Source organism: Priestia sp. 3CA3, assembly GCF_056836725.1.
Map to the genome: position 1 here is coordinate 187,551 of NZ_JBXENJ010000008.1, position 13,790 is coordinate 201,340.

The following is a 13,790-nucleotide window of genomic DNA, read 5'->3' on the forward strand; positions in this document are numbered from 1 at the left end:
TACTTATTGTTTAAACTTCAAGTCTGTAAATATAGGGAACTATCATATGATAGTTCCCTATTTCAATAATTAAGAGAAATGGAGTGAAATGTAGAAAATGAAACCTAAGTTCAAAGAGACAATCCCTGTATTTTTTATAAATGATGAAATCCATATTGGTGAAGAAGATGGAGTAGCAGGAGTTATTGAAGATCCCAGTGGAAGTATTAAGTATTTAATTTCTCTTATTAACGGAAAAAATTCTATAGAAGAAATAATACATTTAGTCCAAGAAAAGTATCCAAACATAAAAGAAAATGAGGTATTGGAAGGGATAAAGGCATTAGATACAGAGAAATATTTAGAAGATAATTCTTTGAATCCTCAATCTATAGGAGATTATGAACTCGAAAGATACAAAGCAAACCTTAATTACTTTTCGCTTTTTACGTCTTTAGAGGACAATAAGTACAATGTGCAAGAAACTATCATAAATACAAAGGTTGCTTTGCTCGGAATCGGAGGTTTAGGTAGTCAAATACTATATCATCTATCTGCATTAGGTTTTCATAACATTAATGCATTGGATTTTGATACTTTGGAATTAAGCAATTTTAATAGACAGTTGTTATATTCTGAAAAAGATATTAATAAGTTAAAAACGGAATTAGCAAAGGAAAGAATATCGCGTTTTAATCCTAATGTTAAGTTAAACGTTACTAATAAGCGTATAGAATGTGCTGAAGATGTAATGGCACATATTGAAGGTAGTGATTATGTAATTTGTGTAGCCGATAAACCAACCCTTCATATACAGGACTGGGTAAATGAAGCAGTAGTGAAGTTAGGAAAGCCGTTAGTTTCAGGTGGAGTCCTAAACACAAGGGGCAGATTTTATTCTATGTTACCAGGAAAAACTGGGTGTGTAGAGTGTCATAAACAAACCATAATTGAAAGTGATGTTATAGTTAATAAGCAACTTGACAGTATGCATCAGATAAATTTTCAACGAAATAATGCTGCGATTAGTCCTAATGTAGCTATGTTGGCTGGTGCTATTGTAAATGAATTTTTAGGGTTGGTAACAGGTATTCAAACTCCAACATCATTAGGGAAAATGATGGAATTAAATTTCCTTACATATCAAACTTACCCTATTTCAGAGTGGAATAAGAAAGAGGATTGTCCAGTTTGCCATTCCGCACCTGTAACAGCAGGTCAATAATTATGATGGGGGGGTAAATGTTGAAATCTTATGAAGTACTAAAGAACAGAGATTTTTTATGCTTATTTTTAAGTGCCACAACAAGTAAGTTGGGCACGTCTTTTTTTCAAATCGCACTGCCTTTATTAGTATATGATTTGACTAAATCACCAAGTTTAATGGCATTAACATTTGTTTTAGAAATTACGCCTCAAGTATTGTTTAGTTTGTTAGGCGGAGCCTTAGCTGATCGTATAAGTAAGAAATACATTTTATTAATAGGTGATATTTTATCAGCCATTTTAATTATTATCATACCTCTTGCAGCTTTAATAAACGTGTTAGATATATGGATTGTATATGTGGTAGCTTTTTTAATATCAGCTGTGAGTGCATTTTATCATCCAAGTTTTGAATCAGTCATACCAGAAATTTTAGAAGGTGAAAATTTAATACAGGGTAACTCTTTATTCAAGTTATCAGAGACAATTACAACCTTTGCAGGCCCTTCAATAGCAGGCATTTTAATTGCTTTGGTTGGAACTCATAACTTATTATATTTTAATTTTTTTACGTATTTTCTTTCTGGAATATTCATTGGCTTAATAACTAAGAAATATAAAAGCCAGAATCCAGTTAATAGTTCTATAATCAATTCAATAGCTGAAGGAGTTAAATACGTTATAAATACTAAAAAGATTTTGATAGGGACTATTCTCATATTCTTAATCAATGTGGGTTATGGTGCTATGGAAGCTTTATTTATGTTTCATCTAAAAGATAATTTACATTTATCGGCACAGTATATTGGTTTAATATTTTCCCTACAAACCTTAGGGTCATTTGTAGCAATTTATGCTGCAAATAAACTAAATAAATTACCACGGGGAAATATAATTATCTATTGTGGTGTAATAATAGGTTTAGGGCAAACTATCCTTACTTTTTCAAACACTGCAGTTATTTTGTTAATAGTCTGTAGAATTGTAATTGTCGGTTCGGTAACATTATTAGCAATTAATTGGTTTACCCTTAGGCAAGAGATTGTGCCATCAGCCTTATTGGGAAGAGTAATTAGTTCAACTCGTATGTTAGCTTTTTTGGCTTTACCGATTAGTGGAATGTTAGCAGGTGTTGCAGCTGAATATATTAGCGTCTCTTTAATTTTTATTTCAGCAGGCATCCTAACGATTGTGGCGTCTTTAATCGGCATTAAGACCTCTCTATTTGAGACCCAACAATCTATAGATCAACCTATTAATAGTAGCAACAAGTAGATAATTACTTGGGTTGACTTGAAACATATTGATATTTAGTGTATTCTTCTATAAGAACTTCATACTTGGAGTTTAAACAATAAGTAAGAACCCCTTTAACATACGGTTAATAGGGGTTTTTAATTTTTAATCCAAATGTGCATCTGATATACAAGCAAAAATCTTTTTTCATACCGAAAATACGAGTTATGTTAAGTAAAACGTAAAGTATTTGATGAAAATAATCAGTTTAACTATTTACTCTTAGTGACGACAAATGGATGGGTGTCACCAAAAAGTTGGCTTACCGACCATAAACCAAAGCATAGTCATTAATAGAATGATATAAATCCAAACAGATCGCTCTAGTTTAGTTGCCAGTTCTTTTTTATTTTGTCCTTCCTCCTTGTACTTTCGAAGTGTTGGTGAAAAAGCACGGGCCAGAAAGAACAAGGAGCAAAAAAGGAAAATCAGTGTCATTATAATCCACGGCGTAGTCCACGTCCATGGGCCACACATAACGAGGAGTATCCCTGTGATAACAAGAACATGGCCCGTATGTTTTGCGAGCCTAACAACAGATTGAAATGTGATCAAATAGGCATTCATTTCTTGTTCTCTTGAACTATGTAGTTTTTTAACAATTGGCAAGAGAATAAAAAAAGGACCAATTGATAAAATGACACTAGAAACATGAATATATACTAATATACGGTACAACAAATCCATTTCTTTTACCTATCAATCGTTAACTAATCTGAACTCATGCACCCATACCCTCATTTGTGGAAGCCAAGGCATCCCAGGATGATAAGACAAAATAGATTGTTTATATTCCTCTACTGTAGCATAGCCTTCCTGGCGAGCATTTTCATCTGTTAATTCACCTAGTGATTAAGAATAAACTCGTTCCACTACAAATTTTTGATCTTCTAAAACCATTATCTCTCCTACATCAGCATACCTTCCATTTCGGCGAGTTGCTGTTTTGCTGCCTTTGATTACTTTATTTACATCATCCGGCATTGTTACAAGTCGATCGATTGTACATGTTTTTGGTGGCAATTCATTTTGTGCTTCATGGTTACTCATTAAAAAAACTCCTTTCATTTCTTGTCTCGTATTTAATGTATCATATTTTTAACGACGAATTTCATTTGAATTTATTAGGTGGAAAATTTCTCTAATAAATCTATTATAATTTATCCCTTTTGTTAGTCGATAGTCTAAGCACATGACATAATGCATATAAGAGGATGAATTATTTTTTGAGCGTATAATAAGGGTTATTTTATAGATTGAAGTTTCAATAACTGTAAGTATTAAAGGTATAAACCTACTTTTCACAAAAAAGATATTTCTTTGGCTGGTTTGTACAAAACTTTCTCCTTTACAACTAGATGCGTTTATTGTATGATTACACAACAGGAACATTTGTTCGATATTAAGGGTTTAGAGATAAATAAAGGAACAACAGAATAAACCAAGACAGTTAAACACAAAATTTTCTCGCACGGAGCAAAAACATTTGAGCCAATCCTTATTATTTATCCACATACATTGTCGTTTACTGTAAACGTACTAACAATCGGAGGTTTTAAATTATGAATGATAAACAAGCAGCACTAGATATGGCTCTAAAACAAATTGAAAAACAATTCGGTACAGGATCAATTATTAAGATGGGGGAAGGCACACATACAAAAGTTGAGGCATCTAGCTCAGGTTCATTAGCTTTAGATATCGCTCTTGGGATTAATGGTTATCCAAAAGGAAGAATCATGGAAGTGTACGGACCCGAAAGCTCAGGTAAAACAACAGTTTCCTTACATGCGATTGCAGAAGTACAAAAAAATGGAGGTCGAGCTGCCTTTATTGATGCTGAACACGCACTTGATCCAGTTTACGCAAGAAAACTAGGTGTAGATATTGATGAGTTACTGTTATCTCAACCAGATACTGGTGAGCAGGCACTTGAAATTGCTGAAGCATTAGTTAGAAGTGGTGCTGTAGATATTATTGTTGTTGACTCAGTAGCAGCATTAGTTCCTCAAAAAGAAATTGAGGGAGAAATGGGAGATTCTCACGTAGGTCTACAAGCTCGTTTGATGTCTCAAGCCCTTCGTAAACTATCTGGAGCAATTAATAAGTCTAAAACCATTGCTATTTTCATCAATCAAATCAGGGAGAAAGTAGGCGTTATGTTTGGAAATCCTGAAACAACGCCAGGCGGAAGAGCGCTAAAATTCTATTCTTCCGTTCGCCTTGAGGTTCGCCGTGCTGAACAACTTAAACTGGGAAATGACATAGTTGGTAACAAAACAAGAATTAAAGTAGTCAAAAATAAGATGGCACCTCCTTTCCGCATTGCTGAAGTAGATATTATGTATGGAGAAGGTATCTCAAGAGAAGGAGAAATCTTAGATATTGGTTCTGAAGTAGATATTGTTCAAAAGTCTGGATCTTGGTTTTCTTATAATGGGGAACGTTTAGGGCAGGGACGAGAAAACGCTAAGGTTTTCTTAAAAGAAAACCCTGAAATCAGAGAAGAAATTAGAAAAAGCATTATTGATTTTAAATATGGTAATACTGACAACGATAATGATATTGATAACGATAGCGATAGTGAAAACGAAAGCTAATAAAAGCTTAAAATGCCTTTCCCGGCAGCTTCAAGCCCATCCATTTCACTGATTTCACTTCATTATTTTGGTCATTTTATGCGATTTATAGTAGGCAGCAGGGAGCTGATATTTTCTTAATTCAAAAGGAGCTTGGCCACAGTAATCGTAAAATAACGGAACGTTATCTAGAAAAGGTTTTGCAGAGAAAACAAAAAATTGGGCTACTGTGGAAGGAACAAGATTTCTAATTGAGATACTGTTGTCTAAAGCGCTATACTAGACTTTTTATTGCAATCTTTTTAAACAGAAAAATTCTTATAGCAAACAAACAGAACCCTATTTAATTAAATAGGGTTCTGTTTAATTAGATCAAGGTCTATGGAAGTTGACCGTTTTCTCATCGTCCCCCGTGCGTTCAAACCAACCTCTAAAGGCCCAGTTATCATAACCTCCATCACCTTCATTAATAAACGTTCCTTCTTCAAATATCCAGACCCCAAACGTGATACCATCATAATCTACGGTATCAAAATATTGTACACCTTGTAACTGGTCGGAATTATAACCTTGACTTAAATTCATTACTATCACATTATACTGCTGACCCGATTCAAAGAAAGCTTTTTCCATCGCTCCCTTAACAAAACCACTTCGATTGTCGGCAGTTTTAGCCGCATCTGCAATCGCTTGTCCTATGGCTACTGGATCAATCCCTACGTCTCCTCCAACTTCTGCAGCTTCTGCGGAGCCAGCAGAACCTCCTAAATTCGGTAGAGCTAATGGCGTCGCTAACATAGCTAAACCTACAGCAGAAGCTACAACAGCTTGTTTCGCTCTTCTCATTTGATCTCCTCCTATTTTAGTTGGTTCTTAGAACAAATACCCTTTTTATGAATATTAAAACAAAAATTCCATAATTAAGTATATATAGGGGACAAAAAAGTAAAATAAAGGTTTGAAAAAACCTGAAAATAATCTCGATCTATTGAAGATTCAGATAGGTTAAACGTACATTTCAGTAAAGACTTTTATAAAACGTCACTTACTTATTTGTTACTGAGTTGCTCTGCCAAACCGATTAAAAGTCCTTCTACTCCACGAATGTAGCAGAGACGATACGAGTCCTCGTACTGAACCACTTCGCCAACGAGCTGAGCGCCATATCTAGTAAGTCTGGAGACCATTTCGTCAATGTCTTCAACAGTGAACATGACGCGTAGATAGCCGAGAGCGTTTACAGGAGCATTCCGGTGATCTGATATAGTAGGTGGGCTGAGAAATCGCGAAAGTTCAATCCGACTGTGACCATCCGGGGTAACCATCATCGCAATCTCTACACGCTGAGAACCCAATCCCGTTACGCGGCCACCCCATTGACCTTCGACGGTGGCCCGCCCTTCGAGACTCAAGCCAATCTCCTTAAAGAAAGAAATTGCGTCATCAAGGGATTCTACAACGATGCTGACATTGTCCATTCTTAGTAGGTTGTTTTTTTCCATAGTTTTATCTCCTTATGTGTAAAATTTTATTATCTGTCCATTTTCATAATCATTCTATTTAAAAGTTACAAATTCCTTTCAAACAAAACATTGCTATCCTGTCACTAGGCCATATTTGTTGTATACTTTATATTCTTTGTAGAAAAATGATCTATTTGTCATTAATACACGAAGTACTTTATCATTTACTTAACTAATTAATGAAAAAATGGGTGTAATAATAATTCTAAAGAGTGTATAGTAAAGAATAATTTTTCATTATATGTCTGAGAGGTGGGATTGTTATGGAAAAGCTAGAATATGAATGGGTAAAACAAGCACGACAAACTTTATTAGAGCAGTGTAGAGAATTGAGTGAGGGTGACTTGACGAAAGAGTTTGCATTTGGTTCTCAAAATATTAGAGATTCTCTAGTTCATGTGGCAGGTTGCTACCATGCTTGGTTAGGTTCTTTTGTGCTTTCAGAAACATCATCACCACTATTCACAAAAGAAGTAATTAATACTATGAAAATAGACGATATTCAGCATTATTTTCAACAGGCTGATAGATATGTAGAAAAAGTATTGGAGCAATTCACAGATAAATTTGATGAGTCTATCGAAAAAGAACTTGCTTGGAGAGCAAACAGTGGTTTTGTAAGAAAGACACCTCGTCAATTGCTTACCCATTCAATTACTCACGAATCACATCATAAAGGACAAATTGTAGTTATGTTACGTCTATTAGGACATACACCTAAAAATACGGACATATTGGGATTACCTGAAAAAGAACCTTTCAAATAATAAATTAAGAAATCATTTCACGAAGAGCATATTTGCAGTCCTAGCTTATATTTGGATGTTCCAAGAGGCCGTGATCGTGCTTCCTGAAATTGTGCAAAACATCTCGCGTGTGCTGGATATTGGTGAACGTGTTGCTGAAGACGTTCACAGCTAGAATCACAAAAATTTAACCAACCATCGTTGTTACGCTATCCACTAAATTATTGTTGTTGTCTTTTCAGAGAAATAAATCCATAAATATAAGTTGGAGGGTTTTAATGAAAAAAATATTTCTTCTAATGGACTCTGAGGAAAAGGTATCTTCTTATTTCATCTAGATAACGGAATGAGCGTTAAATTCAGTGGTATTTAGTAATATCAAGTTGGGAAAATTTGTAGAAAAAGAACTATTTTGTCGTCACTAAGTGTAAATAGTAAAAAATAAATAATAAATAAAATACTTTATCAATTACTTAACTAAAAAAACTTAAGTAAGGTTGCTTTTTAAAAACAGAGTCATCACAATGTTTATTTTTAAAGTTATATGTATATGAATCTACAAATCTGGCCAGACTAATAACGTATTCCCAACAGAACAACCTCCTGTACAGGAGGTTGTTCTGTTTTATAAATTATATACTTAGTTACCATCAACCAGCTTATTGGAACAAAAAGGGCATCTATCTATATAGTCGCCCTTTTTTATTTTACTGGCTTGCTTATTTATTAAAAGAACCACATAACTTATAACTGTTCCAAACATATTAAGTAGAACATCGTCTATATCTAAGCTACGTCCCATGAAATATTGAATAAATTCAATTAAACATGTAACAGATAAATCTAAGATTGTTACTTTTTTTACTTAACGAAACTTTCTTGATAGGGGTTTATTTTTATAGAATCCTTCAAAAAGGTTGCTATAGACCCACTTGAACTTGCTTTGTTAGGATAAAAGAGAGGAAACATTATGGAGTCCTGTAGTAGATATCTCCATTCTCGCAAATTCCATCTTGGGAGTAGACGCTGCTCATGATATAACAGCTAAAGTAGAGAATACATTAGCATAAGAACACAGTATAGAGGGTGCTAACTTACATGTGGAAACAAGCCAAATAGTAAACATGCCAATTAAAACGAATACATAAAGGGAAGGAATTAATCATATGGAATTAGGATATAAGAAGAACATACACCTTAAAGATAGAGATTTAAAGTATAAAATAAAAGATAGTGAGGAAACAATTGAATTGATTGTTTTTATTGCACTTTTAAGTGTGATTTTTATTATTAATACTTTCTTTAAATTCTTATAGTCTTTTTTACATGTGATTGTATGAAAAGATATAGTATGTATGTCTGGACGTGCGTGCATATTATAGTAAAAAGCCACCTTTACTTCAAATACTAGATGGCTTTTTATTTTATTAACGATAATAATTTCTTTAACACTCTGCAATAGATTTGAATATTTTGTTCGTGAAAATATATCTTTTTAAAAACACAAAAACTCATTCATAATGTAAGAAAGAGCTGGGAAATAATAATTCGTAAAAGTGAGTCATGATTTTTTTGTCTGTTGACCTATACATTTAGTTTATTATCGACAGCAATATTCTTCAGGGTTTACACATATAAAAACACCAAGTTGTATTAGTGATGACCTTCACGTTTGGTGGTAGAGCAAATAGCTGACTCATCATGAGGGTGCTCTTCGTTTTCTAACTGGATAGTTGCATGCTCAATTTCTTGATGTTGAAGTTTGGATTCAATTTCTCTTAATATGACCTGACTTTCCAGGAAACTTATCTGATTATTTAACACCACATGACAGGATAATGCATTTTTCCCACTAGTTATACTCCAAACATGTAAATCGTGGACATTTAGTACACCTTTAACTGCATGAATTGTTTCCATTACTTTTTCTAAAGAGATTCCTTTCGGTGTACCTTCCATTAAAATTCCTATTGTCTGCTTTACAATTTTCCATGCGCCCAAAGCAATTAAGAATGCAATAAGAACACTTAGGATTGGATCTATGATATTCCAGCCAGTGAATAGGATAATAAGTCCTCCGATAATAACTCCTGCCGAAGCCATTGCGTCCCCAATCATATGAAGTACGGCGCTTTTCACATTGATGTTGTCTTCCTTCCTTAAGCCAAGACCTAAGTAAAGGTTCATGGCTAAACCAACAGATGCACTAATAAACATCCATGTACTTCCCACTGGTTGGGGATCCTTAAAGCGATCAATCGCTTCGTATAGTATGACAACAGCAATAACAATTAACGTCATGGCATTAATAAAAGCAGCTAGTATCCCTGAACGGTGATACCCGTAAGTGAAATTTTCCGAAGCTGGCTTTTGGGCTTGGTGCATAGCAAACCACGATAGCCCTATGGCCGCAATATCTGTAAGTACATGTCCAGCATCAGAAAGTAGGGCTAAGCTGTGTGAAATGAATCCTCCAATTAATTCGACTACCAGGATAATTAAAGTAAGAAAAAATGCTAATTTCATTTTCCCAATCGGAGCATGGGAATGAAATACATCTCCGTGGTCGTGATTGTGGTTGTTTCCCATAAAAATCTCTCCTCTCTGCAAAAACCTGATCATTGTTTGAAAAAACGTTATTTCTCTTGTTCTGGATTTCACTAAAAGTAGTTTATTCAAAAAACTCAATGGGTGGATCTTTAAATCCCCGAAAGTCTTATATACTAAAGATTCCTTTTAAGACAGTAGATATAGAATGTTAATTCTTTTATGATGAGATGGTGCTTTTAAGTTCTGGGAAACCCTAACAGAAGCTTCATCATTTAAAGATTTAATTTGACCATTTGTTTTAGTATTTTCAACTTCATCAAAAATCATTTATGTCACTCAAAAGCTGTTTCCAAATCAATCTCATACTTCTTTTTAACAAATCAGAAAAATTTCGGATCACGACTTTTGAATTTCTTATGTAATATGATTAATCTTATAAGAATAAAAAAGAGACCTTATAAATTAAGATCTCTAAAATTTTCTATATAAGTTTAATGACTATGAAATAGTGAAAGGGAATAGTGATAAATATAAATAATTAGTACTCCTAGCGATATTAATAGCCATACATGTAGGTTTCTGAAGTGACTAATAGCCTTTCCTATTATTTCATGAAAAATAACAAAAGATAGGGTACCAATTGCTCCTCCGGTCGATAAGGCTTGTATTTTAAGGGAGGAAGCTTGTACACTTTCTCCAAGTAATAAACTCCCGCCCAAAGATAGCGATAGAAGGACTATAATGAATAAAAAGAAGACGTTAGGTATTTTTGCTATGGAGAGAACGGTCATTAGGGCCATACCCTCTGGAATTTGGTGTAAGAGGGTAGCTACGAATAAGGAAGTTGACTGATGTAGATCTGTTATCCCAAAGGTAATTCCTGTAATAATATTATGAAAAAAGATTGCAGCCGTTAATAAAATAAGTGACTGAAAAGGTGAAATTGCACTATTTGTTTTATGCAAAAAGAGATCTATGCATAGCATAACGATATATCCTGCTACGATACCTAATAGAACGCCTTTTAAATCATACAGATGCCATGTGGAAGGAAGGATATCAAAAAATAACAAACCTAATAAGATTCCTCCACATATCGCATACATAAACTGAATTCTACCTCGTGACAGGTGACTAACTAATTTAAGAAGTCCTCCACCTACTAATAAACCCATTACAGAACCTAAAGTAAATAAGGTATTTATTTCTATGTGCATAATTGCTACTTCCTTTCGGCTATATGTTTTTTTACAACTAACCTATTCAAAGGAAGGGCAATCATACCTATGTTTTATAAATGGTTAAAAAAATAAAAGTACATGATGTTAACTTTGGAGTGATTTTTAGGTGAATCACTAATAAAAACGGACATACTAACGTTATCTAAAGAAGAGGTGTTACTATGGAATCTCCTTTTGAAATGATAACAGATGTGGATAAGGTGGAAAATGCTTATTATATAGAAGTGAAGCCAGGTGAGTACAATGCAAAGTATTGGAATAAAGAATCGGTCTATTTTGCTGATGAAGCTTTTGCTTATTTCTACACCACGATTTGCAAGTATGTGCCACAGTATGAACCTACCCAAGTGACAGAAATCAAAGCAGAAACATGGCTGAGGATCAGTAATCAGCTGCAAGAACTCGCGTATTTTTTGAGCACCAACCCGCCTATGATTAAACTAAAGAAATGGATTGATTTTAGTAAAGTAGAGGAAACGTACAAACAGTTTGATCATCACAAAAACAAGTACATTCGTGAGTTGATTAACATGATCAAAGAATTTACAGTGTGGATAACAAAGGTATGTCAAACACAATCATACATCACTATTTTGGGCACTTAATGGGAAGCGATGTTGCTTATTGTAATCTATAAGCTATGCAGAAAGTGAAAGAATTGCTCAAAACGAATATGGCATATTGGATGGAAACGTGAAAAAGAAAACGTGTTAGGTTTCTAGGGACTGGATAATGTCAAATTAATTGGAACTTTTTTATCGACAGCAAGACACTTTATAATATCTTCAAGTGGTGTAGAGTGAAAAGTTTACTATATGTCTAAGAGTTGAGATTCTAATGAAACAGTTAGAACATGAAATGCTGATTATGTTAACTAAGTTTGTATATATGGTATACATAAGCGCTTAACTTGTTTAACCCCAGATTTTAGGACAATCAACTCCCATTGTTCTTAAATACTGTAAGAGTTGTCCTGCGTGTACGGACTCATGATAACCTATACTCAATAACATATCACCTAAAGAACGAATATAGTCTACATCTGAACGATCTATTTGAATACATGTTAAATCCTCATCTGAAAAATTATTTATCATCTCTAGAAATTGTTGAGGGTATGTGTCTGCAAATTCTAATTCACTTTTTACAGAAATCAATGTTTTTTTTCAAAAGGAGAGTCAAATTCTTTTAAGCTACCCCTATTTTTAATAGCTAGATCATAATAATATTCTGATTCTAAGACATGTCGAACTATCTCCATGCATGTCATAGCTTCTTTATCTGGCCTCCAATCCAATTCAGTTTGAGGAATTGCTTCCCCCTTTTTATCTTCTTAGATAATTTTACTAAATTAAAATGAGAAACATCTAATTATTTCAAATGTTTATGGTTCTTATAATACCTGTTATGTTAACTAAGGTTGTATAGAGTATACATCTTCATTTATTGAATTAGATGAATTAAACTAATAAATAAATGGGGGTAAAAATACGAATGGAAAAATCTTAGGTTCTTTCGAATTGAAAGGAAATCAACTTATTGTTTCAGATCCGTGTTATCCAGTAGAAGATGCGTTTGACGAAAGTGACATATTATCTTGGGTATTGGAGCCAGCTAAAAGTGGAGAATGGGAATCGACTGTCTTCTTCACTGAAGATTTTACGATAACTAAATTAATGGTCTGTCACCGTGATGTTGAACTGGGTTCAGAATGGCTAGAAACAGGTAAAAATATTGGCGTTGATTCTGCTATGGCGGGTATATTTGATGTATCCGTTTTCGGAAGAGATGAAGCTATTTCATATGAAGTGAAGAATATTTATGAAATAGATATGGACGAAAAAGGCATGAAATATTATGTCGCGTGCTCAGACATCATCGCTACTTCTGATGACGAAGCTGGCATCGTAACCGGTGGCACAGTTTCAATGTCTGGCATAGGCGATGGATACTATCCTGTTTTTGTTCAATACAATGATCAAAATGAAATTGTAGCTGTGTTATTAGAATTTTACATAGAAGATGAAGAAGAATGAAGCAGTAAGAGACTTTCAATAAAGGAAGTCTCTTACTGCTGCCTAGAATCGCGATTATGTTAACTAAAGATGTATAGCGCATACAAACTGTTTTTAGTGAGAGGGAACCGTTTTAAATACATATTTCAATGTAATTGAGCTAATTCCAAAGGGGACTGAGCAACTTAGGGCAAGAATAAGAAATGGTTTAAATTCTAGGAAAATGCTTATACCATCACTTAGCGAAAATATTAATAAAATGATTGAAGTCCCTACAACTCCAGAAAGGACGTACAGTAGGAATTCAAATAAAGCTTTATACTTCTTTGTATCTCTTATAATCGTGTCAATCATTATAGAAAATGTAAGGCCAAATACTATAACAAATGGAGTAAGGATCAACCCAGTAACGAATTGGTCAATGAAATCAGTAAAATCTATATATCGGCCTTCCAGGAATAAAGTTGAAAAAGCTAAACTACCGCAGATGGATGAAATAATCACTGGTATAATCTTTGTTTTCATAAATGTAGTCTCCCAATAGAGTTTTATTATTTATATTAGGACCTTAAGTAAATAAACATTTTATTTCTATTTACTACCGAGAATATGGATACTGTTTATCTACTGTACAGAACTCTTTTTTAATCTATAG

The 13,790-nt window shown here is 33.9% G+C and carries 13 protein-coding genes and 2 pseudogenes; 6 read left to right on the top strand and 9 right to left on the bottom strand.

Features of this window, described 5'->3' with window-relative positions; translation table 11 throughout:
- Positions 1-97: 97 nt before the first annotated feature.
- Positions 98-1,204: a ThiF family adenylyltransferase gene (locus tag AC1VNJ_RS21295; protein ID WP_034264856.1), complete on the top strand. Its 1,107-nt coding sequence runs from the start codon at positions 98-100 to the stop codon at positions 1,202-1,204.
- A gap of 20 nt (positions 1,205-1,224) precedes the next feature.
- Positions 1,225-2,460 (top strand): MFS transporter, encoded by a 1,236-nt coding sequence (locus tag AC1VNJ_RS21300; protein WP_482641270.1) that lies wholly within the window; start codon positions 1,225-1,227, stop codon positions 2,458-2,460.
- A 267-nt stretch (positions 2,461-2,727) separates the two neighbouring features.
- On the opposite strand, the gene AC1VNJ_RS21305 is transcribed toward AC1VNJ_RS21300, so the two are convergent.
- Positions 2,728-3,162: a DUF2269 family protein gene (locus tag AC1VNJ_RS21305; RefSeq protein WP_290099590.1), complete on the bottom strand. Its 435-nt coding sequence runs from the start codon at positions 3,160-3,162 to the stop codon at positions 2,728-2,730.
- An 18-nt stretch (positions 3,163-3,180) separates the two neighbouring features.
- Positions 3,181-3,531, bottom strand: a pseudogene (locus AC1VNJ_RS21310) (ASCH domain-containing protein).
- A gap of 512 nt (positions 3,532-4,043) precedes the next feature.
- Between AC1VNJ_RS21310 and recA the strand changes: the two are divergent.
- Complete coding sequence (gene recA / locus AC1VNJ_RS21315; RefSeq protein WP_482641271.1) at positions 4,044-5,081, top strand: recombinase RecA; 1,038 nt, start codon at positions 4,044-4,046, stop codon at positions 5,079-5,081.
- Between the two features lie 351 nt (positions 5,082-5,432).
- On the opposite strand, the gene AC1VNJ_RS21320 is transcribed toward recA, so the two are convergent.
- Positions 5,433-5,906 carry a stress protein gene (locus AC1VNJ_RS21320; RefSeq protein ID WP_482641272.1) on the bottom strand — a complete coding sequence of 158 codons (474 nt, stop codon included), beginning with the start codon at positions 5,904-5,906 and terminating at the stop codon, positions 5,433-5,435.
- 203 nt (positions 5,907-6,109) lie between these two features.
- Positions 6,110-6,562: a VOC family protein gene (locus AC1VNJ_RS21325; RefSeq protein ID WP_047751219.1), complete on the bottom strand. Its 453-nt coding sequence runs from the start codon at positions 6,560-6,562 to the stop codon at positions 6,110-6,112.
- 284 nt (positions 6,563-6,846) lie between these two features.
- Between AC1VNJ_RS21325 and AC1VNJ_RS21330 the strand changes: the two genes are divergently transcribed.
- Complete coding sequence (locus AC1VNJ_RS21330) at positions 6,847-7,350, top strand: DinB family protein (protein WP_482641273.1); 504 nt, start codon at positions 6,847-6,849, stop codon at positions 7,348-7,350.
- Between the two features lie 619 nt (positions 7,351-7,969).
- Here the strand turns inward: AC1VNJ_RS21330 and AC1VNJ_RS21335 are convergent.
- The 3 genes from AC1VNJ_RS21335 to AC1VNJ_RS21345 all read right to left on the bottom strand — a co-directional run bounded on the left by AC1VNJ_RS21335 (position 7,970) and on the right by AC1VNJ_RS21345 (position 11,096).
- Positions 7,970-8,179 carry a VanZ family protein gene (locus AC1VNJ_RS21335; RefSeq protein WP_081732881.1) on the bottom strand — a complete coding sequence of 70 codons (210 nt, stop codon included), beginning with the start codon at positions 8,177-8,179 and terminating at the stop codon, positions 7,970-7,972.
- Positions 8,180-8,982: 803 nt separating this feature from the next.
- Complete coding sequence (locus AC1VNJ_RS21340) at positions 8,983-9,918, bottom strand: cation diffusion facilitator family transporter (RefSeq protein ID WP_034264830.1); 936 nt, start codon at positions 9,916-9,918, stop codon at positions 8,983-8,985.
- A gap of 452 nt (positions 9,919-10,370) precedes the next feature.
- Positions 10,371-11,096 (bottom strand): ZIP family metal transporter, encoded by a 726-nt coding sequence (locus tag AC1VNJ_RS21345; RefSeq protein WP_482641274.1) that lies wholly within the window; start codon positions 11,094-11,096, stop codon positions 10,371-10,373.
- A gap of 185 nt (positions 11,097-11,281) precedes the next feature.
- Here AC1VNJ_RS21345 and AC1VNJ_RS21350 point away from each other — a divergent pair, with 185 nt between their 5' ends.
- Complete coding sequence (locus tag AC1VNJ_RS21350; protein WP_176344249.1) at positions 11,282-11,725, top strand: hypothetical protein; 444 nt, start codon at positions 11,282-11,284, stop codon at positions 11,723-11,725.
- 309 nt (positions 11,726-12,034) lie between these two features.
- On the opposite strand, the pseudogene AC1VNJ_RS21355 reads toward AC1VNJ_RS21350, so the two are convergent.
- Positions 12,035-12,447 (bottom strand): annotated as a pseudogene (locus AC1VNJ_RS21355) (DinB family protein); the annotation flags it as partial.
- Between the two features lie 193 nt (positions 12,448-12,640).
- Between AC1VNJ_RS21355 and AC1VNJ_RS21360 the strand changes: the two are divergent.
- Entirely contained in the window at positions 12,641-13,156 is a 516-nt protein-coding gene (locus AC1VNJ_RS21360) for a DUF4241 domain-containing protein (RefSeq protein WP_311265200.1), read from the top strand.
- Positions 13,157-13,249: 93 nt separating this feature from the next.
- Here the strand turns inward: AC1VNJ_RS21360 and AC1VNJ_RS21365 are convergent, their stop codons facing one another.
- The gene (locus tag AC1VNJ_RS21365; protein ID WP_311265201.1) at positions 13,250-13,660 is read right to left on the bottom strand and encodes a hypothetical protein; all 411 of its coding nucleotides are present in this window, start codon (positions 13,658-13,660) and stop codon (positions 13,250-13,252) included.
- Positions 13,661-13,790 lie beyond the last annotated feature (130 nt).

Coding starts and splice junctions, on each gene's coding strand:
- AC1VNJ_RS21295 (WP_034264856.1), top strand. CDS start 98: ATGAAACCTAAGTTCAAAGAGACAATCCCTGTATTTTTTATAAATGAT.
- recA (WP_482641271.1), top strand. CDS start 4,044: ATGAATGATAAACAAGCAGCACTAGATATGGCTCTAAAACAAATTGAA.
- AC1VNJ_RS21320 (WP_482641272.1), bottom strand. CDS start 5,906: ATGAGAAGAGCGAAACAAGCTGTTGTAGCTTCTGCTGTAGGTTTAGCT.
- AC1VNJ_RS21325 (WP_047751219.1), bottom strand. CDS start 6,562: ATGGAAAAAAACAACCTACTAAGAATGGACAATGTCAGCATCGTTGTA.
- AC1VNJ_RS21330 (WP_482641273.1), top strand. CDS start 6,847: ATGGAAAAGCTAGAATATGAATGGGTAAAACAAGCACGACAAACTTTA.
- AC1VNJ_RS21340 (WP_034264830.1), bottom strand. CDS start 9,918: ATGGGAAACAACCACAATCACGACCACGGAGATGTATTTCATTCCCAT.
- AC1VNJ_RS21345 (WP_482641274.1), bottom strand. CDS start 11,096: ATGCACATAGAAATAAATACCTTATTTACTTTAGGTTCTGTAATGGGT.
- AC1VNJ_RS21350 (WP_176344249.1), top strand. CDS start 11,282: ATGGAATCTCCTTTTGAAATGATAACAGATGTGGATAAGGTGGAAAAT.
- AC1VNJ_RS21365 (WP_311265201.1), bottom strand. CDS start 13,660: ATGAAAACAAAGATTATACCAGTGATTATTTCATCCATCTGCGGTAGT.